Here is a 24135-nt window from a genome sequence, read left to right as displayed (position 1 = left end):
TCGGCTCGCGCGGTGAGCGGCTAGCGTGCCGCCACCGCGTAGAGCGCGATCGCGGCGGCGTTGGAGACGTTGAGGCTCTCCACCTTGCCGCTGATCGGCAGCTTGGCGAGTTCGTCGCAATGTGCCTCGGTATTCTGGCGCATGCCTTCGCCTTCCGCGCCGAGCACGATGCAGATGCGCTGCGTGCCCATCGCCTCGGCCAGTGTCTGGTCCGCATGACCGGTGAGGCCAATCCGCCAGAAGCCCGCCTCGGCGATCTCTTCCAGCGCGCGGGCGAGGTTGACGACGCGAATCCACGGCACCGTCTCCAGCGCGCCGGATGCCGAACGTGCGACCGTGCCGCTTTCGGGCGGTGCGTGGCGGTCCTGCGTGACGATGCCGAGCGCGTCGAACGCCGCCGCCGAGCGCAGGATCGCGCCGACGTTGTGCGGATCGGTGACCTGATCGAGCACCACCAGCGGGCGGTTATCGTCCTTGCCCTCGATCAGCAGGTCGGCGAGCCACATGTCGTCGAGCGGCTCGACTTCCGCCACCAGCCCCTGGTGCGGTGCGTCGGACGGCACCAGACGCCCTAGATCAGGCGCCTCCGCATAGACGACCGGCAGCGTCGACGGGATGTCGAGCGCCGCCAGCGCCTCGCGCGTTCCCCACAGCTTGCGCACGACGCGGTTCGGATTGGCGAGCGCCGCCGTCACCGGGTGGCGGCCCCAGAATTTGGGGCGGTTGGCGGTGCCGGTCGACGGGCGATGGCCTTTGCGCGCCATCAGACGGCGGCCGGTAGGCAGAGGGAGGCGGCAGGTTCAGTCATCATTGGTATCGCTATAGGCAAAGGGATCGGTGACCACCGGCTGCGTCGGCAGCGGCGGGCGAGGCAGCGCCTTGTCGGCATTGGCGGCGGAGAGCAAGACCGAGGCGAGCACGATCGAGCCCTGACGCAGGTCCTCCGGCTTCAGGTGATCGAACGTATCGACCGAACTGTGATGCACCCGGCTGCCGTAATCGAGCGGGTCCTGGATGAACTGGAAGCCGGGAATGCCGATCTGTTGCAGGCTGACGTGATCGGTGCCGCCGGTCTGGCGTGCGACGACGTTGCCCGCGCCCATCGACGCGAAGGGGCTGAGCCATTCGCGGAAGATCGGTACGACGGCGGGATTGTTCTCAGCATACAGGCCGCGCAGCTTGCCCGATCCGTTGTCGATGTTGAAATAGGCGGCGACCTCGCCGTGGCCGGGCAACGGCACGATCGGCCAGCGATAGGCAAAGCCGAAATCGACGCCCGCCGGCTGTGCCCCGGTGCCGCGCCGCGCCAGATGCGCGCGGGTGTAGGCAGACGAGCCGAGCAGCCCTTCTTCCTCCGCGCCCCACAACACGAAGCGGATCGTGCGCTTCGGCCGAACACCGCTGGCGGACAGGATCCGCGCCGCCTCCATGATCTCCGCCGACCCGGCGGCATTGTCGGCAGCCCCGTCGCCCGCGACCCAGCTGTCGAGGTGAGCGCCCGCCATGACGTAACCGGCCTTGGGATCGGTGCCGGGGATTTCCGCAATCACATTGTACGCGTTGGCATCGCTGTCATCGAAGCGGACGTCGCTGACGATCTCCAGCGTCGGTGCGGGACCGATCTTCGCCAGCCGGGCGAGGCGCAGATAATCCTCCTGTGCGATCTGCACTGCGGGCAGCGAGGCGGTGTCGCCGACACCGAACAGATAGCCTTCGCCATGCACCAGCTTGCCGTCGCGATACGACATCGTCGCCACCGCCACCGCGCCCTCTTCCTTCAGGAACGCATCGAGCTTCTTCGCATAATCGAGCCGCTTCATCCGGCGATCGGCCGCCGCGGGATCGTAATTGGGCTGCTGGAACTGGTCGAGCTTGCCGATGTCCTCGCCGGTCAACCGGCGGAACGGCGCCTCGGTCGCATCGCCGGCAGCGCGGGGGAGCGAGATCATCACGATCTTGCCGCGCAACTGGCCGCGGTATTTCGTGAAGTCTCGCTCGCGGGCGATCGGCGCGACGACGACCGGCGCCGTCAGCGTGCCATTCGTCGCCGGCGTCCATGCGACCGGAATCGCCGTCAGCTGGACCGGGCGCGGGCTGACCATGCGGACGCTGGCGCGCTCGATCGACCAGCCGCGACCGAAGGCGAAGCCCTCCCTGCGCACGTTCTTCAGCCCCCATTCGCGGAACTTGCCCTCCGTCCACGCTTCCGCCTTGCGCGCGCCGGGCGAATTGGCGAGTCGCGGGCCGATCACATCGGTCAGGTGCTGGACGGTTTGCACCACCTGGCTGTGGTTGGTGCCCTGATCGATGATCGCGGCGATGGCGGCGCGATCCTGCGCCGCGGCGGGTGCGGCAAGAACGATGGCGGCAGTGGCAAGCAGCAGACGACGCATGAATATCCCCGGTATTGCGTTCGGGGTGCTAGGCGGCGTCCGCCGTTCGCGCAAGCATCCGCAATTCGGCGGCAGCGGCGTTGACAGCTGCGTTTCGCTTCGCCAATAGGCCGCCTCGCTTCGGCGAGCTCGCATCCGGACAGGTGGCCGAGTGGTTAAAGGCAGCAGACTGTAAATCTGCCCGTGCAAGCGTACGCTGGTTCGAATCCAGCCCTGTCCACCACCTTCCGGCATGGCCGGAAGGACGCGGCCAGATCGGCCGCCTTGCTCCACCACAGCGTTGCCATTCTGCCGCCGAATGGACGAAACTAGCTTTATCTAGTTGAATCTACATGCGTAACGACTGGAACGGGCGTGTTCGCGCCGGGTTAGGGGGTCTTCCGAAGGGAGATCAGGATGACCGACGCACATGACGATGCGCCTGCCGCGACGTCCAAACGCCGCGACGCTGCCGATACCGTCACCGAATCGCTGATTGAGGGGCAAGGCTCCTCCGTCGTCGGGCGATCGGTGACGATCAACCGGCCAGCGAGCGAGCTCTACGCCTATTTCCGCGATTTCACGAACCTGCCGCACTTCATGGAGAACGTCGTTTCGATCGAGGTGACGGACGACAAGGTGTCGCACTGGACGGTCAAGGCACCGGCCGGTGCCACCGTCGAATGGGACGCGCGGGTGACGCAGGAGGAACCGGATCGCTTCATCGCATGGACGTCCGAACCCGGCGCCGACGTTGCCAATTCCGGTCGCATCGAATTCCGTGATGCCGGCGAGCGTGGCACGGTGGTGACCGTGACGATCGCCTATGACCCGCCCGGCGGCGTTATCGGCAAGGTGATCGCGAAAATGTTCCAGCGCGAACCGGCGATCCAGGCGCGTCGCGACCTGCGCCGGTTCAAGCAGCTGATGGAAACCGGCGAGATCGCGACACCGGCGATGAACCCCAAGCAATATGAGGAGATGGGGCTGTGAAAGCACTCGCCTGGCACGGAAAGCACGACGTCCGCATGGACACGGTCGACGACCCGGAGATCGTCAATCCCCGCGACTGCATCATCAAGGTCACCTCGACCGCGATCTGCGGCTCCGACCTGCATCTCTACGACGGCTATATCCCGACGATGCAGTCCGGCGACATCCTTGGCCATGAATTCATGGGTGAGGTGGTAGAGGTCGGCGCAAAATCGACCCTGAAGAAGGGCCAGCGCGTGGTCGTCCCGTTCACGATCGCCTGTGGCAGCTGCTATCATTGCGGCAAGCACCAGTATTCGGCTTGCCCCAACGGTCTGCCGGCCGACAATCAGGACATCGCCCAAACCCTGTACGGTACCGAAATGTCGGGGCTGTTCGGCTACAGCCACATGACGGGCGGCTACGCGGGCGGACAGGCGGAATATGTCCGCGTGCCGTTCAGCGACGTCGGCCCGATCGTCATTCCGGACGGCGTTGACGATGACAAGGTGCTGTTCCTGTCCGACATCCTGCCGACGGGCTGGCAGGCGGCGGAATATGCGCAGATCGAGCCGGGCGATACCGTTGCGGTCTGGGGCTGCGGCCCCGTCGGTCTGTTCGCGGTGCAGTCGGCGTTCCTGATGGGCGCAGAACGCGTCATCGCGATCGATCATTTCCCGCACCGTCTCGAACTCGCGAAGCGCTTCGGCGCCGAGACGATAAACTTCGAGGATAGCGCGACCTACGAAGCGCTGATGGAGATGACCGGCGGGATCGGCCCCGATGCGGTGATCGACGCGGTCGGGCTGGAGGCACACGGCCTGTTCGTCGACAACGTCATCGATCAGATCAAGGCGTCGACCTTCCTCGGCACCGATCGGCCCCACTCGATCCGCCAGGCGATCATCGCCTGCCGCAAGGGCGGACGGGTATCGATGCCGGCGGTGTACGGCGGATTCGTCGACAAGTTCCCGCTGGGCGCGTTCATGGAAAAGGGGCTGACGCTCAAGACCGGCCAGACCCACGTCCAGCATTACATGCCGGGGCTGCTCAACGCGATCATGGAAGGGAAGATCGATACCGAGTTCCTCATTTCGCACCGCATGCCGCTGATGGACGCGCCCAAGGGCTACAAGATGTTCAAGGATCACCAGAACGAGGTGACCAAGATCGTCCTGAAGCCGGGAATGGCGATGAGCTGACCCGACCCACCGTCATCCGGCGAACGCCGGGACCCATGGAGCGCTTCACCGGCGTTTGCGCACTTCATCGGCTTCACCCCCTCCACGGATCTCGGCGTTCGCCGGCATGACGGGAGGGGGACGAATCCCATCTAAAGGATCACATCATGGCCAACAAACTTGCCATCATTACCGGGGCATCGACCGGCATCGGCTTCGAACTCGCGACGCTCGCCGCGAAGGACGGCTACGACATCGTCGTCGTCGCCAACGAGGCGCTGATCCATTCGGCAGCGACCGATTTCGAACAATTCGGCACGTCCGTAACGGCGGTCGAGGCGGATCTCTCGACGACCGAGGGCGTCGATACGTTGCTGGCTGCGGCCGGCGGACGGCAGATCGATCTGGTCTGCGCCAACGCCGGCCATGGTCTCGGCCGGGCGTTTCTCGACCAGTCGGTATCCGACTGGCGCATGGTGGTCGACACCAACATCACCGGCACGGTCTATCTGCTCCAGCAGGTGCTGAAGCCGATGGTCGCCCGCAACGACGGCAAGGTGTTGGTGACCGGATCGATCGCCGGCTACATTCCCGGCGCATTTCAGGCGGTCTACAACGGCACCAAGGCGTTCGTGGACAGCTTCGTCGCTGCGATCCAGAACGAGATCAAGGACGCGGATGGCGTCACGCTGACCAACCTGATGCCCGGGCCGGTCGACACCGAATTCTTTGCGCGGGGTGACATGCTCGACACCGATGTCGGCACCGATCCCAAGAAGTCGGATCCCGCCGACGTAGCGAAGGACGGCTGGGACGCCCTGATGGCGGGCAAGGCGGCGATCGTGTCGGGCTGGAAGAACAAAATTCAGTCGGCGGTCGCCAACGTCACGCCGAACGCCATTCTCGCGGAGCAGCATCGCAATATGGCGGAGCCGGGGACGGCGAAGGACTGACGAAGAAAGGAGGTGCGGCGGCTGGAGCGGGTAACGGGAATCGAACCCGTGTATTCAGCTTGGAAGGCTGCTGCACTACCATTGTGCTATACCCGCGCACGCCGTGCGTCAGCGCCATTACAATCCTCCGCATGCCGGTGCAAGCGTCTGATCGGCTTGCGGCACATGGTTCACGACTTGCTTACCGTTCCTGCGCTAGACGAGCGCGCATGTATCACGATGCCACGCTGGCCGCGCATTCCGCGGCAGACCCGCGCCCCTCTTCTGCGGTAAGTCACGGCGTGGGTATCGCCGGTATGGCAGGTCTGACCCTGTGGCTGGTCGCCTGTCTGGCGATCGGCATGGACGGCCCCTATGCGGCGCTGGTCGGGCTGCTCGCCAGCGGGCTGCCGATGGTCGGCTGGTCGCTGCTGGTCGACAAGGTTCATCGTAGCCCGACGACCGGTATCGACTGGAGCGTGAAGCGCACGTTCGCCGAAACCCGCGACATCAGCCTGACCAAGCTCGCCGGCCTGTACGTCACCTGGGGCGGTATCGCGATCATCTATGGCGTCGGCCGCTTCTATTGGGAGGGCAATTTCGCCTTCGCCATGTGGTGCTTCAGCTGGGCGGTGCCGATCGTCGCACTGGTCGCGGTGCCGTATGTGCTGTGGCTCGATCGTCATCTGGTGGAGCCGCACGACGGCGCGTGGCATCTCGGCGCATGGCTGACCGGGCAACGCGGTGTCGATCGCCAGGCGATCCACGGTCATCTGCGCAGCTGGGCGGTAAAGGCGTTCTTCCTCGCATTCATGCTGGCGGTGGTGCCGGGCAACTTCGGTGGCTTCATCCGCACCGACCTGTCCGGACTGCGTGATCCGGTGGCGCTGGCGCAATGGCTGATCGCACTGATGTTCGTCATCGACGTGGGCTTCGCCACGGTCGGTTACATCCTGACGCTGCGTCCGCTCGATTCGCATATTCGCAGTGCCAATCCGTTCGCGGCGGCGTGGACCGCGGCGCTGATGTGCTATCCGCCGTTCATCCTGATGGAGGCGGGCGGGCCGCTCGACTATCATCCCGGGACGCAGGAATGGACCGACTGGTTCGCGGGACATCCGATGCTGATGAGTGCCTGGGGCGCGGTGCTGGTCGTTCTGACCGCGATCTACGCATGGGCAACGGTGGCGTTCGGGCTGCGATTCTCCAACCTGACGCATCGCGGTATCCTGACGCACGGCCCCTACGCGTTCTCGCGGCACCCGGCCTATCTGTCGAAAAACCTGTTCTGGTGGTTGTCGACGCTGCCGATCCTGACGACCGGCAGCGTGATTGATGCGGTGCGCGCGACCGCGCTGATGGGTGTGGTCAGCGGCATCTATTACTGGCGCGCTCGCACCGAAGAACGGCATCTGGGACTGGATCCCGTCTACCGTGAATACAGCGAGTGGATGACGCGGCGCGGTGCGGTGCCGCGCTTCTTCCGTTGGATGGTCGCTCGTTAGGGCGCCTTTGGCAGCGCCCTCGTCCACAGGGCATCGACCCGCCGTTGATCGCCGCCGCTTTCCCGCAAACGAAAGTCGAGCAATTCGACCTTGCGGCCGCGCAACATCTGCCCCTCGGTCTTCCAGACGACGTCGTATATCGCCTGACGCGTCGTCGGCCGGTCGTCGGTAAAATAAGTATAGCGCACCAAAACAGGCAACCGCCCGGTCCGATCGTCCGGGCCGCCGTCGGTGGCCTTGCGCAACGCGGCGTCGAACCATCCCGCCTCGATCGTCTGCGTCACCGAATCCTGCGGTGACACGCCGAGCGCGGCCGGGAAGGTGACGCGGATGTCGCCGAGCGGATGCGCCTCGTCGCGCACCAGCATGATCGATCGTTTGTCCTCGGCCACTGCGCCGCGCAATACGAAACGCGTCTTGTCGCGGGATGCGCTGGCCTGTTCCACCGCCTTGTCTGCAGCCGCGTCCCGACGCTCCTGCCAGTTGCTGTAGAGAGTCAGCGCGGCGATGACGACGCCGGCGACGGCCACCACTTCCGCCAGCGTGACCCAGCGGCGGCGGGTATGCGCCTGATCCTTCGTCTCGGTCATCGTCCGCCCGCCTCGAGCAGGCTGCGCGGCGCGGCGAGTTCCCAGCTTCGCGAGATGCGATCCTCGATCAACGCCCAGTCGGGATCACCGTCCAGCGCCACGCCGACCCAGCCTGACGGGCCGAGATAGGCCGGCTTAGAATAGATCTCCGGAGCGGAATCGATCAACATCGCCTGTTCGTCGGTGCCGCTGGTGCGCACGCAGACGACGTTCAGCCCGTCCCCGTGATGATTTTCGCGAACCTGTGCGAACTGCCTGTCCTCAACGAAGAACGTTGGCTGGCCGTGACTAGGTCGCTCCTCCACCTCCGGCAGCAGCAGTGCTATCTCACGGATGCGGGTGAGGGCGGGAGACACGGCAGGAGAATCGAGGGTCATCGGCTGGCGAACTCCTTCAGCACCTGTGGATAGAGGCGGTGCTCGGCGGCGAGAACGCGCGATGCCAGCGTATCGGGTCCATCGTCGGCGAGCACCGGCACTTGGGCTTGTCCCAGCAGGGCGCCGCCGTCCAGCTCCTCCGTGACGATATGCACGGAGCATCCTGCGACGGTATCACCCGCGGCGATGGCCCGCGCATGCGTATCGAGGCCCTTGTATTTCGGCAGCAGTGACGGGTGAATGTTGACGATCCGGCCGCGCCACCGCGCGACGAAATCGTCCGACAGCAACCGCATATAGCCCGCCAGCGCGATCACCTCGCATCCTGCCTCTCGCAGGGCGGCGTCGATCTGCGCCTCATAGGCGGCCTTGCCAATATCCTTGGGCGACAGCCCGAACGCTGCGATGCCGCGCTCCCGGGCCCAAGCCAGGCCCGGTGCGTCCGGCTTGTCGGAGGCGACGAGGCTGACCGGGATGCCTGCCTCGACCAGCGCCATCATGTTCGATCCGCGGCCCGAGATCAGGATGCCTACGGTCTTCACGCCGGCTCAGCCCGCATGCGTCGCGGTCCAGTCCTTGCGGGCGCTCCACGTCTCGGTCGATCCGCGAACGGTGCAGCCGCGGGGTCCCGGCTCGATCCGGCCGATCGCGTGCACCGTCTCCCCTGCTGCGCGCAGCGCCGTGACGACGGCGTCCGCGCGATCCGCCGCGACGACGACCGCCATGCCGATCCCGCAGTTGAAGGTGCGCGCCATTTCTTTCGGCTCGATCGCACCCTGCGCCTGCAGGAATGCCATCAGCCGCGGCTGCTCCCACGCGTCGGCGTCGACCACCGCATGCGCCTCGGCCGGCAGCACGCGGGGGATATTTTCCAGCAATCCGCCGCCGGTGATATGCGCCAGCCCCTTGATCGCGCCCTCGCGCAGGAGTGGCAGCAGGCTTGCGACGTAGATCCGCGTCGGCGCCATGAGGATGTCGATCAGCAGCCGGTCCGAATCGAACAATGCTGGCCGGTCGAGCTTCCACCCGCGATCCGCGGCGAGGCGGCGGACCAGCGAAAAACCGTTCGAATGCACACCGGAGGATGCCAGCCCGAGGATGACGTCGCCCGCGCCGATCTCCCGCCCGGTCAGCACCCGGTCGCGCTCGACCGCGCCGACGCAAAAGCCCGCGAGATCGTAGTCGCCGTCTGCATACATGCCGGGCATTTCTGCGGTTTCGCCGCCGATCAGCGCGCAGCCGGCCTGACGGCAGCCCTCTGCGATCGATGCCACGACACGCTCGGCGATGGCGTTGTCGAGCTTGGCGGTGGCATAATAATCGAGGAAGAACAGCGGCTCGGCGCCCTGCACGATCAGGTCGTTGACGCACATGGCGACGAGATCGACGCCAACGCCTTCATGCCGATCCCACTCGATCGCCAACTTCAGCTTGGTGCCGACACCATCGTTCGCGGCGACCAGCAGCGGATCGGAGAAACCCGCTGCCTTCAGGTCGAACATGCCGCCGAAGCCGCCCAGTTCCGCATCCGCTCCCGGCCGACGGGTCGCCTTCGCCAGAGGCCCGATCGCACGGACCAGCGCGTTTCCGGCGGCGATCGACACGCCGGCATCGGCATAGGTGTAGGACTGGTCGCCAGAGGCTGTCGGGGGGGAGGGCGGATTGCTCATCCGACCAGCCTGCTAGGGTTCTGTAGCGACACTGGCAATGCCGAACCGCGCACGGCGCGCGCGGATATGGGGAGGGAATAGCCGTGGCAGACAACCTATATCCCACCTCAAGCACGCCCGACCGGTGTCGATGATTTCGCCGGGGCGCATCCTCCCTGCCGCACATCCCGCTTGGTTTTCCGTGTCGGCTTCGCCAAAAGGCGGGCGACATGCGCAACCGTACCCTGTTTTCCTCGCTGGCCGGTGCCGCATTGCTTCTCGGCGCGGGCGCGTATGCGCAGATCGAGGGCGGCCGCGGGGTCGCGCCGATCGACAGTTCGGGTGATTTCGAGGTGAGTGGAGTCAGCGTCGATGTCGCCGCAAAGACGGCGGAGGCCGCACGACTGGGCGGCTGGCGGCTGGCGCAGCGCAAGGCCTGGGTTCAGCTGTCGCGACGGCTCGGCGGCGGCGGTGGGCTTGTGTCGGACGGTACGCTCGATCAGTTGGTGTCGGGTATCGTCGTCGAGAACGAACAGATCGGGCCGACGCGCTATATCGCTAAGCTTGGCGTGTTGTTCGATCGCGGTCGGGCGGCGTCGGTGCTGGGCATCAGCGCCTATTCCGATCGTTCTCGCCCGATGCTCGTCGTGCCGCTGCAGGTGTCGGCGGGTGTCGAAACCGTCTTCGAACAGCGCAATGACTGGCAGGAGGCGTGGGCACGCTTCCGAACCGGTAACAGTACGGTCGATTACGTTCGCCCGTCCGGCACTGGCGCCGATTCTCTGCTACTCAACGCAGGTCAGATCGCGCGGCCCGGCCGCGGTTGGTGGCGGACGATCATCGACCAATATGGTGCATCGGATATTCTGATCCCGGTGGTTCGGCTGTATCGCAGCTATCCCGGCGGCCCGATCATCGGCGTGTTCCAGGCGCGACATGGCCCCGACAACACACTGGTGGGCAGTTTCACGCTGCGGGTCGGCAGCGCGGCGGGTTTGCCGCAGTTGCTCGACACCGGCGTCACGCGGATGGATGCGCTTTATCAACAGGCGCTTCGCAGCGGCGCACTGGGCTTCGACCCGACATTGTCGCCGCCGCCGGAACCCGAACCGGTCGTCGATCCTGCCGCCGTCGATGACGAGAGCGGTGGGGAGACGCTGGCGGAGATCGTCGGCGACACCGCGCCAGCCAGTGCCGGTATCGCAGTGACTATCCAGTTCGATACGCCGGGCGCCAGCGCCGTCGCCAACACCGAAGGACTGGTTCGCGGTATCGCCGGCGTCCGCTCTGCTACCACCACCAGCCTCGCACTCGGCGGGCTGTCTCTGATGCGGGTGACATTCGATGGCGACCCCGATTCGCTGCGGGCGGCGCTGGAGGTGCGCGGCTATCAGGTCACCGGCTCGGGCCAGACGCTCCGCATCCGCCGGGCACCGCAATTGCTGCCACCAAACCTGCCGACAGACGACAGACCCGTAGGCTAACGTCGATGACCAACCAGCTCGCGCTTCCTCTGGGATGGCCGGCGGACCCAAAGGACGACGCCTTCCTCATCACCAATTCCAACCTGCGCGCGGCGCAGACTTTAGAACATTGGGCGACCTGGCCCGTGATGGCCGCCGTACTCACCGGCCCGCGGAAGTCGGGTCGCAGCCTGCTCGCACGCATCTTCGCCGCCAAGAGCCAAGGCAGCATTATCGATGATGCTGAGAATGTGCCCGAAACGCAGATATTCCATGCCTGGAATCAGGCGCAGGCCGATCGGCGCCCGCTCGTCATCGTCGCCGATGCGTTGCCGCCGTCTTGGGGGGTGCGGTTGCCCGACCTTAAATCCCGTCTGGCGGCCAGTCCTCATGCGGCGATCGGCGCGCCCGATGACGAACTGATCGCGGCGCTGCTCGAACATCTCTTCCAGCGCCGCGGCCTTGATGCGCGCCCCGATCTGGTGACGTGGCTCAGTACGCGGATCGAGCGCAGTCATATCGTCGTGCAACGTGTCGTCGATGCGCTGGATCAGGAGGTGCTGGAGAGCCACAAGCGCCTGTCCATTCCGCTGGCGCGAACTGTTTTGACCGCCGCGGGGATCGTCACGCAACCGCAACCGTTGCTGCCTATGACGTAAACATGACACGCCCAGCTCACCTTTCGCATCTGTCCGCGGCGGACGACGATCCCTTCGTTCCAGAGGTCAACGATCGCTATTTCAATCGCGAACTGTCGTGGCTGGCGTTCAACCGGCGGGTGCTGGAAGAGGCGTGCAATCCGGCGCATCCGTTGCTGGAGCGGCTGCGGTTCCTGTCGATCTCCGGCAACAACCTCGACGAATTCTTCATGGTCCGCGTCGCGGGTCTAAAGGGCCAGCAGATGAAGGACGTCGACCGGCGTTCGTCGGACGGTTTGACGCCGGGGCAGCAGCTTGCGGCGATCACGACCGAGGCTGATGCACTGATGGCCAGCCAACAGGCGGTGTGGGGCGACCTGCGTACGTTGCTCGACGAAGCCGGCTTGCACGTCCTGCGCCGCGACGAGGTGGATGCCGAGGCCGCGGAGTGGCTGGAGACGCACTTCCGCGAACAGATATTCCCGATTCTCACCCCGCAGGCGCTCGATCCGGCGCATCCGTTCCCGTTCATTCCCAACAAGGGGCTGTCGGTAATGTTCGATGTCGTCCGCGATTCGGACGGCGAACCGGTGCGCGAACTGGTGATGATCCCGGCGAGTGCGCCGCGCTTCGTGCGCCTGCCTGGCGAGCCGGCGCGCTACGTTTCGATCGAGGCGCTGCTGAAGCGTTTCGCCCCGGTGTTGTTCCCCGGCTACACGCTCGTCGGCGCCGCCGCCTTCCGCGTTCTGCGCGACAGCGACATCGAGATCGACGAGGAAGCGGAGGACCTCGTCCGCTACTTCGCCAACGCGATCAAGCGTCGCCGTCGCGGTCGCGTTATCCGGCTCGAACTCGAGACCGGCATGCCCGATGCGCTGGCGCAGGTGCTGCGCGACGAGCTGGGCGGCGCGGATGCGACGATCACCGAGAGCGGCAATCTGCTGAGCATCGGCGATCTGGATGCGGTGATCGACGAGGACCGGCCGGACCTCAAGTTCCTGCCGTTCGTGCCGCGCTTCCCCGAGCGTATCCGCGAGTTCGGCGGGGATTGCTTTGCGGCGATCCGGTCGAAGGACATCGTCGTCCACCATCCGTATGAGACGTTTGACGTCGTTCTCGCCTTCCTGAAGCAGGCGGCACTTGATCCCGACGTCATCGCGATCAAGCAGACGCTGTATCGCGCGGGCAAGCAGCCCGCGGTCATCAATGCGCTGATCGCGGCGGCCGAGGCGGGCAAGTCGGTGACCGCGGTGGTCGAATTGCGCGCGCGCTTCGACGAGGAGCAGAACATCCTCTGGGCGAGCGCGCTGGAGCGCGCCGGCGTTCAGGTCGTCTACGGCTTCCTCGAATGGAAGACCCACGCCAAGGTATCGATGGTGGTCCGTCGCGAAGGCGGGCAGTTCCGCACCTATTGCCACTTTGGCACCGGCAATTACCATCCGGTGACGGCGCGCATCTACACCGATCTGTCGTTCTTCACCGCCGACCCGCGCATGGGCCGCGATGCGGCGCAGATGTTCAACTACGTCACCGGCTACGTCGAGCCGACCGACATCACCAAGCTGAGCCTCTCCCCGCGCGATCTGCGCCAGAAATTGCTCGACCTGATCGATGTCGAGATCGCCAATGCCCGCGCCGGCAAGGCGGGCGCCGTCTGGGCGAAGATGAACAGCCTCGTCGATCCCGCGATCATCGACAAATTGTACGAGGCGAGCGGGGCGGGGGTGCAGATCGAGCTGATCATCCGCGGCATCTGCTGCCTGCGGCCTGGCGTCGCGGGTATGTCGGCGAATATCCGGGTGAAGTCGATCATCGGGCGCTTTCTGGAGCATAGCCGCATCTTCTGCTTCGGCAACGGCGCGGCCTTGCCCAACGACGATGCGCGGGTGTTCATCTCGTCGGCGGACTGGATGCCGCGCAATTTCGATCGGCGAGTGGAATATATGCTGCCGATCGAGAACCCGACGGTGCACGATCAGGTGCTCGACCAGGTGATGGTCGCCAATCTGATCGACAGCGAACAGAGCTGGGAGCTGGAGCCGGACGGGCGTTACGTGCGGGAAGTGCCGGGGGACAAGCCGTTCAACCTGCACCGGTACTTCATGACCAACCCGTCGCTGTCCGGGCGGGGGGCGGCGCTTGCCGAGAGTGATGCGGTGCCGACGCTGGCCCTGCGACGGCGGCGATAGCGGGTTGTTGATGGGGGCTGGACCGGCCACAAGCCTGCTGATGATGGTTTTTCCCGTGCCTCAGATCCTCCGTCACCCCGGACGTGTTCCGGGGACCAATGGGCGGCGCGGCGGAGAGCCAGAGGCTCAGGCCCTTCCTTTGTGGACCGGTGGACCCCGGAACTGGTCCGGGGTGACGGGGAGCGTGAATTGACCCCATCCTACCCACGCACGGGCATCGTCGATATCGGCTCCAACTCCGTCCGGCTGGTCGTGTATCAGGGGCATCCGCGTGTCCCGGCGACGCTGTTCAACGAGAAGGTGATGGCGGGCCTCGGTCGCAGTCTGGCCGCGACGGGGGCGATCGATTCGGACAGCATGGCGCTGGCGATCGGGGCATTACGGCGCTTTGCCGCGGTCGCGCGCGAGATGGAGGCGGAGGTTCGCACCGTCGCGACCGCCGCCGTGCGCGATGCGAGCAACGGTCATCGGCTGATCGAGGCGGCGAGCGATCTCGGCTTGACGGTCGAGCTGTTGTCCGGCGAGCAAGAGGCGACCGCGTCCGGCCTCGGCGTGCTGTCGGGCATTCCCGATGCGGATGGCGTCGTCGGCGATCTCGGCGGTGGCAGCCTTGAATTGGTGCGCGTGGTGGCGGGGACGGTGACCGATCGGGTGTCGTTCCCACTCGGCGTGCTGCGCATCGCGGCGTTGCGGCAGGGGCGTGGGCCGGGGTTCGACCGCCACGTCACCCGCCTGATCCGCGAGGCCGGCTGGGCTGGGCGGGGCAGGGGCCTGCCGCTGTATATGGTCGGCGGGTCGTGGCGCGCGCTCGCCCGGCTCGACATGAGCCTGACGCATTATCCGCTGCCGATCATCCATGGCTATGCGCTGGCGCCGGAAACCGTCGGCCGGCTGGGGCGCAGCATCGCGCATCTGTCGAAGCAGCGGTTGCGGGCGGTGCCGGGCATGTCGTCGGCGCGGGCGGGGCAGTTGGGGGATGCGACCGCGCTGCTGGGCGTGGTGATGCGCGAACTCGGCTCGGCCAGCGCGATCGCGTCCAGTTCGGGGCTGCGCGAGGGGCTGCTTTATGCGGCGCTGGATAAGCCGACGCGCGCGCTGGACCCGTTGATCGTCGCGACGCGTGAGGAAGGGCGGCTGCTCGGCCGCTTTCCGGAGCATGGCGACCTGCTCGCCGCGTGGATCGCGCCGTTGTTCGCGGATGACGACCCGCACCTCGTGCGGATCCGCCATGCCGCCTGCCTGCTCGCCGATACGGGCTGGCGGGCCAACCCCGAATTCCGCGACGAGCGTGGTTTCGAGGTGGCGCTGCATGGCAATTGGGTCGCGATCGACATCGCGGAACGGGCGATGCTGGCGCAGGCGCTGCACACCAGCCTGGGCGGTACTACGGTGCCGCACCCGATGCTGACGGGGCTCGCCAATGCGGGGCAGATCGCGTTGGCGATCCGTTGGGGGCTGGCGATAAGGTTGGGCCAGCGCTTCAGCGGGGGGCTTGCGGGGCCATTGCAGCGGGCGTCGCTGGCGTTGCGTCCGGGGCAGGTCGCTTTGGCTTTGTCGGCTCAGGATCGGCCGCTTTATGCCGAGACGGTGGAGCGCCGACATGCTGCCTTGGCGGGCGCTTTGAAGCGTAAGGCTGCGGTGGTGGCGGGTTCTTGAGAAGGTTTGTTCGCGCGGAGGCGCGGAGGCGCGGAGAAGAAGTGGGGCATGATGCCGCGTAAGCGGCTGTTACGCATCTCTCGCCAGTTGATACGACGATCGTGTTGAGGCGCTGCGCGCGGCCGAGTGCCGCTCTTCTTCTCCGCGCCTCCGCGCCAACCAACCTTCTTCTATGCCACGCGTTTTATGTTTATTTCACGCGAAGACGCCAAGACGCCAAGACGCGAAGCGTGTGCGGCACAGCGCAGCCTTCTGTAGTTTGGCGAGCCGCTGGCGCGGCAACGACCAAGTCTTTTACGTCGCGCCTTCGCGTCTTCGCGTGAATCAACCTTCGAGCTTACCCGCAGCGCAGGCCGTCGATCTGTCTGCCGTCGTCGAGCAGGATGTTGAGCCGGTCGGGGCGGAAATCCATCGTTGCCGCATCGTCGGGGCGCAGCACGCGCGAGGTCGCCGAATTGGTCGCGCGTTCGATCTCCGGGCGCATCCGTTCGCGGAACTTCATACCGGCGAAGCGCATCCTGACCGTTTCGTCGACAACGCAAGGACCGCGCGGGGGCGGCGGGGGCTGCATCGTCGCGCATCCTGCCGCCAGCACCGGCAGCAGCAAAGCCATCGTCCGCGTCATGCCGCATCCTCCGTTCGCGTCATCTTCAGCTTGCCGCCCTTGACCGCAAAGCCGAGTCGACCCTCGACCAGATCGAGCGCATCGCGGCCGAACTGGTCGAACCGCCAGCCCTCCAGCATCGGCAGACCGGTGCGCGCGCCGGCGGCCAGCGCCTCCAGTTCGTCCGAACGCGCGAGCAGCTTCGACGCCACGTCGATGTCGCGCGAGCGGATCTTGAGGAGGAGCTTGAGGAGGTCGGCGACCAGCGCGCCGTCCTTGCCGAGACCGGGCTTGCGGTCGTCACGCGGTGGTAGTTCGTCGGCCGACAGCGGCGGCGCATCTTCCAGCGCCTGCATCAGGCGACCGCCGATGTCGTTGTTCGCCCAGGTCGCCGAGAGGCCGCGCACCTTGGCGAGGTCGGCCTGCTTGCGCGGCGGATGTCCGGCCATGTCGCCCAAAGTCTCGTCCTTGACGATGCGTCCGCGCGGCAGGTCCTTCGACTGCGCCTCCAGCTCGCGCCAGCGGGCTAGCGCCTTCAGGCGGCCGAGCACGTCGGGCTTGCGACCGGAGATTCGGACGCGTTTCCACGCCTGATCGGGATCGTTGGCGTAATTCGCCGGGTCGGCGAGCCGCTCCATTTCCTGATCCAGCCACACGCCGCGCCCGGTCTTGCGCAGTCGCTCCAGCATCATCGGGAAAATCCTGGCGAGATGCGTGACGTCGCCGATGGCATATTCGATCTGGCGCGCATCCAGCGGCCGGCGCGCCCAGTCGGTGAAGCGCGCGCCCTTGTCGACGACGATGCCGAGCCAGCTATCGACGAGATTGGAATAGCCGATCTGTTCGCCTTGGCCGAGTGCCATCGCCGCGACCTGCGTGTCGAACAGCGGGTGGGGGGTCTTGCCGGTGAGATTGTAAATGATCTCGATGTCCTGCCCGCCGGCGTGGACGACCTTCAGCACGTCCTCGTTGTCGGTCAGCAGGTTGAGCAGCGGCGTCATGTCGAGGCCGGGCGCCATCGGGTCGATCGCCGCCGCTTCGTTCACGTCGGCGATCTGGATGAGGCAGAGTTCGGGGTAATAGGTGCTCTCGCGCATGAATTCGGTATCGACGGTGATGAAGTCGGCATCGGCGAGGCGGGCACAGAGATTGGCGAGGGTCGCGCTGTCTGTAATCAACGGGTGGATATGCATGCCGGCGTTCATAGCCATACGCGCGCGGGTTGACAAAGAGGGGATGGACGGGGGAGGGCGCAGACCAACCAACCACCCGTCACCCCAGCTCAGGCTGGGGTCTCCTTCCGTAGGCGTGCGCTTGCGGGCAGAGGTCCCAGCCTTCGCTGGGACGACGCCTTTAGAGAATGCCCATGCACGCCTATCGTACCCACACCTGCGCCGCGCTCACCGCGAGCAACGTCGGCGATACCGTTCGCCTGTCGGGCTGGGTGCATCGCAAGCGCGATCACGGCGGCGTGCTGTTCGTCGATCTGCGCGACCATTACGGTATCACCCAGATCGTCGCGGATAGCGATTCGCCGGCGTTGTCGACGCTGGAGTCGCTGCGCGTCGAATCGGTGGTGACGATTGATGGCGTGGTGAAGGCGCGGTCGGAGGCGACGGTGAACCCGAACCTCGCCACCGGTGCGATCGAGATTTTTGCGCAGGCCGCCAACGTGCAGAGCCATGCGCAGGAGCTGCCGATGCCGGTCGCGGGCGATCAGGAATATCCCGAGGATATCCGCCTGCGCTACCGCTTCCTCGACCTGCGTCGCGAGCGGCTGCACCAGAACATCATGCTGCGGTCGAAGGTGATTTCGTCGATCCGCCAGCGGATGATCGGGCAGGGCTTCACCGAATTCCAGACGCCGATCCTGACCGCGTCGTCGCCCGAGGGCGCGCGCGACTATCTGGTGCCGTCGCGGGTCCATCCGGGCAAGTTCTACGCGCTGCCGCAGGCGCCGCAGATGTTCAAGCAGCTGCTGATGGTCGCCGGCTTCGATCGCTATTTCCAGATCGCGCCGTGCTTCCGCGACGAGGATGCGCGCGCGGATCGGTCGCCGGGCGAATTCTACCAGCTCGATTTCGAGATGAGCTACGTCACGCAGGAAGACGTGTTCCAGGCGATCGAGCCGGTGCTGCATGGCGTGTTCGAGGAATTCGCCGACTGGCAGGGCAAGGGGCGCGTCGTGTCGCCGCTGCCGTTCAAGCGCATTCCGTACCGCGAATCGATGCTGAAATATGGCAACGACAAGCCCGATCTGCGCAACCCGATCCTGATTACCGATGTGTCCGAGCATTTCGTCGGTTCGGGCTTCGGCCGCTTCGCATCGATCGTCGAGGCGGGCGATGTGGTGCGTGCGATCCCTGCGCCGGGCACCGCCGACAAGAGCCGCAAGTTCTTCGACGACATGAACGGCTGGGCACAGTCGGAAGGGTTCGCGGGCCTCGGCTATGCGACGCGCAAGGGCGGCGAATGGGGCGGTCCGATCGCCAAGAACCATGGCGAGGACAAGATGACGGCGATGGCTGACGCGCTCGGCCTGGGGCCGGACGACGGTTTGTTCTTCGCGGCGGGCAAGGAATCGCAGGCGGCGAAGCTGGCGGGTCTCGCGCGCACGCGGGTCGGCGAGACGCTCGGGCTGATCGACCAGAACCGGTTCGAATTCTGCTGGATCGTCGATTTCCCGATGTTCGAGTATGACGAGGACAACAAGAAGGTCGACTTCAGCCACAACCCGTTCTCGATGCCGCAGGGCGAGATGGAGGCGCTGGAGACCAAGGACCCGCTCGACATCCTCGCCTATCAATATGACATCGTCTGCAACGGCGTGGAGCTGTCGTCGGGTGCGATCCGGAACCACCGGCCGGAGATCATGTACAAGGCGTTCGAGATCGCCGGTTATACCGAGGCCGATGTCGACACGAATTTTGCGGGCATGATCAACGCGTTCAAGTTCGGCGCGCCGCCACATGGTGGCTCGGCACCGGGGATCGACCGCATCGTGATGCTGCTGGCCGACGAGCCCAACATTCGCGAGGTCATCGTCTTCCCGATGACGCAGAAGGCGGAGGACCTGATGATGGGCGCCCCGAACTTCGCAACGCCCAAGCAGTTGAAGGAGCTGAACCTGCGGGTCGCGCCGCAGATCGAGGCGCCGAAGGCGGGCTGACGCATCGACCGCGGCACCGGTGTTCCCGGTGCCGCGGTCGGATCAGCGAAGGATCGCCTCCGCGTCGACCAGTTGCACTTCGTGCATCATGTCGAGATAGGCATCGAAATACGCCTTGTGCGACGATCCGGAGACCGACAGCACCCGCGCGCCGGGCTGGGTCGCGAAGGCGGCGCGGATGTTGGCGACCATGCGCAGGTTGCGCACCTCCCACCAGCCGACGTAGCGGCGGCCCCAATATTCCGGCGTCTTGTCCTTGATCGATACGCCGAAATCGCTCTCGATCGAATCGCGCTGGAAGCGGACGCTGTTCGACATGCGGTAAGTCGCGAGCATATCCGCGGCATTGTCGAATGGCTGGGCCTGCGCCGTCGCGACGGCCTTGTTCGGGCCCGACCAGATGCGCTTGATCGCGACGCCGAAACCCGGTTCCTCGCTATGAACCGCGTCCGCGGTGTGATCGTCCACCGCATGGACGCGCTCCAGACCGCATCGCGCCGCAAGCCGCGCGCCGACTTGATAATTCTCGTTCGCCAGTTCATCGACATCGCGCAGGCGTTTCACCAGCACCTCGTCCAGCCCGTCACCCTCGCGCCGCTCCGCCTCCGGCAGACGCAGCCACTGGACCAGTGCCGATGCGGGTTCACCGGCAGCAAGCATGATACTCGCCAACCGCCGCCGCGCCCCGGGCCGCGGATTAGCCGGCCACGTCGCCAGCATTGCCTCCATCTGCGCAACCGCGGTCGCCTGATCCAGTCCCGTCGCCTTGTGCGCCGCCTCGACGGAGACGCAATATTGGTCCGCCATCCCGAGATATATGGTCGCATAGCGGCGCAGCACGTCGCATTGTTCGCCCGACAGCGCCTCGATCGTGACCACGGTCGCCTTGTAGGCTGCCAGCTTGTCGAGCGTGGAGGTCATCCACGCCGGCTTAAACCCCTTCAGATTGCTGAGGTGCGACGACCCGAGCACCAGTACCTGTGTCTTCGGTCCCGCGACATCGCGCTTCCATGAGCGTGGATCGAAAGACGGCGTCTGCGCGGCAGCCGTCTGTCCTGCCAGCAGGCCGATCACCGTCGCTGCCAGAAGCGTGGCTTGCCTCATCATCACAAAGTTCCCCCGATCGCCCTCGCGATCGACGCCGTTGATCACGTAACGCTAAAGCGTTGTCCAGCGACGGCGAGACTGGCAGTTCGTCGTTAACCATGCCAACACGCCTGTCGCGCTAGGGGGCAGGCGACATGTTGGACGATCAGCTATTACCGGCACCGCCGACGCCGCTCGTCCGCAGCCTTGGCGTGATGGGCGTGCTGTTTCTTACCCTGTCGGTGGCAACGCCTGCGTCGTCCGTATTCGTCATCATCCCCGGCATGTTGCAGGTCGCCGGCACCGGCGCGATCTGGGCGATGATCCTTGCCGGGATCGTCTGCGTCGCCACCGCCTTCGTCTATGCCGAACTGTCGAGTGCATGGCCCGTCGCAGGCGGCGAATATGTCGCGGTCGCCAAGACGCTGGGGCCGCTCGCCGGGTTCGTGATGCTGGGGGTCAACGTCTTCAACAACCTGTTCTTCCCGCCCGTTGCCGGTCTTGGCATCAGTGCGGTGCTGTCGACCGTTTACCCCGGATTGCCGGAAATTCCTGTCGCGGTAGCGGTGGTCGCCGCGTCGACCCTCGTCGCATTGCTTCAGATCCGCATCAATGCCTGGGTCACGGGGCTTTTTCTTTTAGGGGAAGTGTTGGCGCTGCTCGCCGTGATCGTGCTCGGCTGGTCGGATATCGTCCGCCCGTTCGGTGAATTCCTGTCCGCCCCGGTCATGCCGCAGGCCGCCGCATTGGTGCCCTCGTCACCCGCCGCGATCGGCCTTGCCACCTCGATCGCTATCTTCGCGCTCAACGGCTATGGCGCCGCGGTCTATTTCGGCGAAGAGATGCGCGAACCGTCCCGCCTCATCGCGCGCGCGATCCTCGCCAGCCTCGTCCTGACCCTGTTGTTCGAGATCGTGCCGACGGTCGCGGTGCTAATGGGTGCGCCTGATCTGCATGCGCTGCTGACCGCCGACGATCCGTTCGGCCTCATCGCCCGGATGCGTGGCGACGGTTGGCTTGCCAATGCGATCGCGATCGGTGTCGTAGTTGCCATCGTCAACGCCATCATCGCCTGTATCCTCGCCTGTTCGCGCTTCTTCTACGGCACCGCCCGCGACGGCAGCTGGGGCCGACCGCTGGACCGCTGGATGACGCAGATCCATCCCCGCTTCGGCTCGCCGTGGATCGGCACGCTGATCGTCGGAGGGGTGGGAGTGGCGTGCTGCTTCCTGCCGCTGACATTGTTGCTGGTGCTGAGCGGCACCGGCCTCGTCGCGATCTATGCCGGCATCGCGATCGCGGCGATGGTGGGTCGGCGCAGCGGCGCAACCGATCATGCCCGTTATCGCATGCCGTTCTACCCGTTGGCCCCGGTCATCACCCTGATCGCGTTGGGCTACGTCGTCTGGACGAGCTGGCTCGATCTGGAGGAGGGGCGTCCGGGCCTCATCATGACCGGTGTCCAGATCGTCGTCTCCGCGGGTTATTACTGGTTAGTCCTGCGCCGTCGGGGCACGTGGAGCGTTCATGTGCCTGATGCAGGATAGGATGACGCGGATGATCGAGCTTGCCGATTACGAGAAGACGAAGGCGTACAAAGGCCATTACAAGCGCGACCTTGCCGCGCTGCAGGATCGGCTGGAGCGCATCCTCGTCGCCTACATCATCCATGGTCGCCGCGCCGTCGTGATGCTGGAGGGATGGGACGCCGCAGGGAAGGGCGGCATCATCCAGCGGCTGACCGCGCAATGGGATCCGCGCCATTTCGAGGTCTATCCGATCTCTGCACCGACCGCGGAGGAGAAGGCGCATGAATTCCTCTGGCGCTTCCGCACGCGCCTGCCCGAAGCCGGCGACGTCACGATATACGACCGGAGCTGGTATGGTCGCGTCCTAGTCGAGCGGGTGGAGGGCTATGCGTCCGAGGAGGAATGGCGCGCCGCGTATGACGCGATCAACACGTTCGAGGCAGAATTGGTCGAGGATGGCACCACCCTGGTCAAGCTGTTCGTCCACGTCTCGCAAGCCGAACAGGACAAGCGGCTGAAGGATCGCCTGACCGATCCCTGGAAGCGCTGGAAAACGGGCCTGGACGATTACCGTAACCGGTCTCGGCGCGAAGATTATCTGACGGCGATGCACGACATGTTCGCGCGCACCGACACCGGCGGCGCGCCATGGGTCGTGATCAACGGCAATGACAAGAAGTCCGCCCGTATCCACGCTTTGACCGCCGTGGCCGACCAGCTGGAAGCGAATGTCGACATGACACCGCCACCGCTGGACCCGGAACTGGAGCGGGTAGCGAGGGCGGCGTTGGGGCTCGGCTAGGAACTCCCCGTCACACGGGAACCCGCGGAGGATGCCGAGGAAAGGTCAGAAACTCGCCTCGTCATACACCCGGCTGAGGTCACTCGCCCAGTCGCCGTTGTACCGATCGAGCAACACCTGCGCCGGCACCTTGCCGGACCGCACGACTTCCCGCAGCGGATCGAGGAAGCCCGTCTCGTTGTCGCCGGCGAAATTGCCTCGCGCCCGCGCCGCCAGTCCGGCGTGCGCGATATCGAGCACCTGGCCTGCGATATCGCCGAGCCGCCCGCCACCCGGTAACGGCGCATCCAGCGCCAATCGCGGCACTGCGTCGCGCAACGTCTGGCGATCCTCGATACTCCAGTCCTTCACCAGATCCCACGCGGCATTCAGCGCGTCGTCGTCGTACAGCAATCCGACCCAGAACGCCGGCAGCGCGCAAATCTTGTTCCACGGCCCACCATCCGCGCCCCGCATCTCGAGGAACGTCTTCAGACGCACTTCCGGAAAGGCGGTCGACAGATGGTCGTTCCAGTCGTCCAGCGTCGGCTTCTCGCCCGGCAGCACGCTCAATTCGCCACGCAGGAAATCGCGGAACGAGAGCCCGGCCGCATCGATGTAGCGCCCATCGCGGTAGACGAAGTACATCGGCACATCGAGCATGTAGTCGGCGTAGCGTTCGTACCCGAAGCCATCCTCGAAAACGAACGGCAGCATGCCTGTCCGCGCCGGATCTGTATCCGACCAGATATGGCTGCGATACGACAGGAAGCCGTTCGGCTTGCCCTCCGTAAAGGGCGAATTGGCGAACAGCGCGGTCGCCATCGGCTGCAGCGCCAGCCCGACGCGAAACTTCTTCGCCATATCTGCTTCCGACGCATAATCCAGATTGACCTGGATCGTGCACGTCCGCAGCATCATGTCGAGGCCCATACTGCCGACGCGCGGCATGTGCCGCAGCATGATCGCGTATCGGCCCTTGGGCATGATCGGCAACTCGTCGCGCCGCTTGTCGGGCCACATGCCGAGGCCGAGGAAACCGATACCCAGCTTCTCTCCCGCCGCCTTCACCTGTTCCAGATGCCGGCCTGTTTCGGCACAGGTCTGGTGTAAATTCTCCAGCGGCGCGCCGGACAGTTCGAACTGTCCCGCCGGTTCCAGGCTGACGCTGCCGTCCGCGCCGGTCAGCGCGATCAGGTTTCCTCCTTCCTCAACGGCTTGCCAGCCATATTGCTGAAGCTCGATGAGAAGGTCGCGGATGCCGCCGGCCTCGTCCCAGGTCGGTGCGGCGTGATCGCGGGTGCGATAGACGAATTTCTCGTGCTCCGTTCCGATCCGCCAGCGGTCGCGCGGCTTTTCGCCCCGCGCGAAGCTGGCGATGAGTTGCTCGCGCGACTCGATGATCGGCGAGTTCTTCACGGTCTCGGTCTTGGTCGTCATGT

The 24135-nt window shown here is 65.5% G+C and carries 21 protein-coding genes and 2 tRNA genes; 12 read left to right on the top strand and 11 right to left on the bottom strand.

Going from position 1 to position 24135, the window contains the following annotated elements:
- Positions 1 to 20 precede the first annotated feature (20 nt).
- Both rlmB and LRA87_RS09040 read right to left on the bottom strand, forming a co-directional pair.
- Positions 21 to 764 carry a 23S rRNA (guanosine(2251)-2'-O)-methyltransferase RlmB gene (gene rlmB, locus LRA87_RS09045; RefSeq protein ID WP_230631027.1) on the bottom strand — a complete coding sequence of 248 codons (744 nt, stop codon included), beginning with the start codon at positions 762 to 764 and terminating at the stop codon, positions 21 to 23.
- Positions 765 to 800: 36 nt separating this feature from the next.
- Entirely contained in the window at positions 801 to 2393 is a 1593-nt protein-coding gene (locus LRA87_RS09040; protein ID WP_230631026.1) for a M20/M25/M40 family metallo-hydrolase, read from the bottom strand.
- 137 nt (positions 2394 to 2530) lie between these two features.
- On the opposite strand from LRA87_RS09040, the gene LRA87_RS09035 reads away from it, so the two are divergent.
- The 4 genes from LRA87_RS09035 (at position 2531) to LRA87_RS09020 (ending at position 5478) form a co-directional block, all read left to right on the top strand.
- A tRNA-Tyr gene (locus tag LRA87_RS09035) sits at positions 2531 to 2616 on the top strand.
- Positions 2617 to 2789: 173 nt separating this feature from the next.
- On the top strand, positions 2790 to 3365 hold the full coding sequence (locus LRA87_RS09030; protein WP_230631025.1) for an SRPBCC family protein: 576 nt from the start codon (positions 2790 to 2792) through the stop codon (positions 3363 to 3365).
- Positions 3362 to 4546, top strand: a complete 1185-nt coding sequence (locus LRA87_RS09025) for a zinc-dependent alcohol dehydrogenase (RefSeq protein ID WP_230631024.1) — start codon at positions 3362 to 3364, stop codon at positions 4544 to 4546. The genes LRA87_RS09030 and LRA87_RS09025 overlap by 4 nt, the downstream gene beginning before the upstream one ends.
- A gap of 146 nt (positions 4547 to 4692) precedes the next feature.
- A complete protein-coding gene (locus tag LRA87_RS09020) occupies positions 4693 to 5478 on the top strand; it encodes an SDR family NAD(P)-dependent oxidoreductase (RefSeq protein WP_230631023.1) in 786 nt (261 codons plus the stop codon).
- Between the two features lie 22 nt (positions 5479 to 5500).
- On the opposite strand, the gene LRA87_RS09015 is transcribed toward LRA87_RS09020, so the two are convergent.
- Positions 5501 to 5574, bottom strand: a tRNA-Gly gene (locus tag LRA87_RS09015).
- Positions 5575 to 5687: 113 nt separating this feature from the next.
- On the opposite strand from LRA87_RS09015, the gene LRA87_RS09010 reads away from it, so the two are divergent.
- The gene (locus LRA87_RS09010; RefSeq protein WP_230631022.1) at positions 5688 to 6962 is read left to right on the top strand and encodes a methyltransferase family protein; all 1275 of its coding nucleotides are present in this window, start codon (positions 5688 to 5690) and stop codon (positions 6960 to 6962) included.
- Here the strand turns inward: LRA87_RS09010 and LRA87_RS09005 are convergent.
- Genes LRA87_RS09005 through purM form a run of 4 tightly spaced genes read right to left on the bottom strand, consistent with a single transcriptional unit; the run spans position 6959 to position 9599 of the window.
- Complete coding sequence (locus LRA87_RS09005; RefSeq protein ID WP_230631021.1) at positions 6959 to 7552, bottom strand: hypothetical protein; 594 nt, start codon at positions 7550 to 7552, stop codon at positions 6959 to 6961. The genes LRA87_RS09010 and LRA87_RS09005 overlap by 4 nt on opposite strands.
- Positions 7549 to 7929 carry an MmcQ/YjbR family DNA-binding protein gene (locus LRA87_RS09000; protein WP_230631020.1) on the bottom strand — a complete coding sequence of 127 codons (381 nt, stop codon included), beginning with the start codon at positions 7927 to 7929 and terminating at the stop codon, positions 7549 to 7551. The genes LRA87_RS09005 and LRA87_RS09000 overlap by 4 nt, the downstream gene beginning before the upstream one ends.
- Entirely contained in the window at positions 7926 to 8429 is a 504-nt protein-coding gene (gene purN, locus LRA87_RS08995; RefSeq protein WP_230631217.1) for a phosphoribosylglycinamide formyltransferase, read from the bottom strand. The genes LRA87_RS09000 and purN overlap by 4 nt, the downstream gene beginning before the upstream one ends.
- A gap of 48 nt (positions 8430 to 8477) precedes the next feature.
- Positions 8478 to 9599: a phosphoribosylformylglycinamidine cyclo-ligase gene (gene purM, locus LRA87_RS08990; protein WP_230631019.1), complete on the bottom strand. Its 1122-nt coding sequence runs from the start codon at positions 9597 to 9599 to the stop codon at positions 8478 to 8480.
- A 209-nt stretch (positions 9600 to 9808) separates the two neighbouring features.
- Here purM and LRA87_RS08985 point away from each other — a divergent pair, with 209 nt between their 5' ends.
- From LRA87_RS08985 to LRA87_RS08970, 4 genes are all read left to right on the top strand, one after another.
- The gene (locus LRA87_RS08985; RefSeq protein WP_230631018.1) at positions 9809 to 11062 is read left to right on the top strand and encodes a heavy-metal-associated domain-containing protein; all 1254 of its coding nucleotides are present in this window, start codon (positions 9809 to 9811) and stop codon (positions 11060 to 11062) included.
- Positions 11063 to 11067: 5 nt separating this feature from the next.
- The gene (locus LRA87_RS08980; RefSeq protein WP_230631017.1) at positions 11068 to 11700 is read left to right on the top strand and encodes an HdaA/DnaA family protein; all 633 of its coding nucleotides are present in this window, start codon (positions 11068 to 11070) and stop codon (positions 11698 to 11700) included.
- Between the two features lie 2 nt (positions 11701 to 11702).
- Positions 11703 to 13868 carry an RNA degradosome polyphosphate kinase gene (locus tag LRA87_RS08975; protein WP_230631016.1) on the top strand — a complete coding sequence of 722 codons (2166 nt, stop codon included), beginning with the start codon at positions 11703 to 11705 and terminating at the stop codon, positions 13866 to 13868.
- A gap of 189 nt (positions 13869 to 14057) precedes the next feature.
- Entirely contained in the window at positions 14058 to 15524 is a 1467-nt protein-coding gene (locus LRA87_RS08970; protein ID WP_230631015.1) for a Ppx/GppA phosphatase family protein, read from the top strand.
- A gap of 337 nt (positions 15525 to 15861) precedes the next feature.
- Here LRA87_RS08970 and LRA87_RS08965 read toward each other — a convergent pair whose 3' ends face one another.
- Together LRA87_RS08965 and rnd are read right to left on the bottom strand one after the other, a co-directional pair.
- Positions 15862 to 16149: an I78 family peptidase inhibitor gene (locus LRA87_RS08965; protein WP_230631014.1), complete on the bottom strand. Its 288-nt coding sequence runs from the start codon at positions 16147 to 16149 to the stop codon at positions 15862 to 15864.
- Complete coding sequence (gene rnd / locus LRA87_RS08960) at positions 16146 to 17321, bottom strand: ribonuclease D (RefSeq protein WP_230631013.1); 1176 nt, start codon at positions 17319 to 17321, stop codon at positions 16146 to 16148. Before rnd ends, LRA87_RS08965 begins: the two co-directional genes overlap by 4 nt.
- Positions 17322 to 17494: 173 nt before the next feature.
- Here rnd and aspS point away from each other — a divergent pair, with 173 nt between their 5' ends.
- A complete protein-coding gene (aspS, locus tag LRA87_RS08955; protein ID WP_230631012.1) occupies positions 17495 to 19297 on the top strand; it encodes an aspartate--tRNA ligase in 1803 nt (600 codons plus the stop codon).
- A gap of 42 nt (positions 19298 to 19339) precedes the next feature.
- Here aspS and LRA87_RS08950 read toward each other — a convergent pair whose 3' ends face one another.
- Positions 19340 to 20404: a DUF5694 domain-containing protein gene (locus tag LRA87_RS08950; RefSeq protein ID WP_230631011.1), complete on the bottom strand. Its 1065-nt coding sequence runs from the start codon at positions 20402 to 20404 to the stop codon at positions 19340 to 19342.
- Between the two features lie 134 nt (positions 20405 to 20538).
- On the opposite strand from LRA87_RS08950, the gene LRA87_RS08945 reads away from it, so the two are divergent.
- A complete protein-coding gene (locus LRA87_RS08945) occupies positions 20539 to 21930 on the top strand; it encodes an APC family permease (RefSeq protein ID WP_230631010.1) in 1392 nt (463 codons plus the stop codon).
- A 10-nt stretch (positions 21931 to 21940) separates the two neighbouring features.
- Positions 21941 to 22714, top strand: a complete 774-nt coding sequence (locus LRA87_RS08940; RefSeq protein ID WP_230631009.1) for a polyphosphate kinase 2 family protein — start codon at positions 21941 to 21943, stop codon at positions 22712 to 22714.
- Between the two features lie 45 nt (positions 22715 to 22759).
- On the opposite strand, the gene LRA87_RS08935 is transcribed toward LRA87_RS08940, so the two are convergent.
- A complete protein-coding gene (locus LRA87_RS08935) occupies positions 22760 to 24133 on the bottom strand; it encodes a glutamate--cysteine ligase (protein ID WP_230631008.1) in 1374 nt (457 codons plus the stop codon).
- Between the last annotated feature and the right edge of the window lie 2 nt (positions 24134 to 24135).

Source organism: Sphingomonas sp. Leaf37, from assembly GCF_920939475.1.
GTDB lineage: Bacteria > Pseudomonadota > Alphaproteobacteria > Sphingomonadales > Sphingomonadaceae > Sphingomonas.
This window is presented reverse-complemented; position numbering and strand designations above follow the sequence as displayed.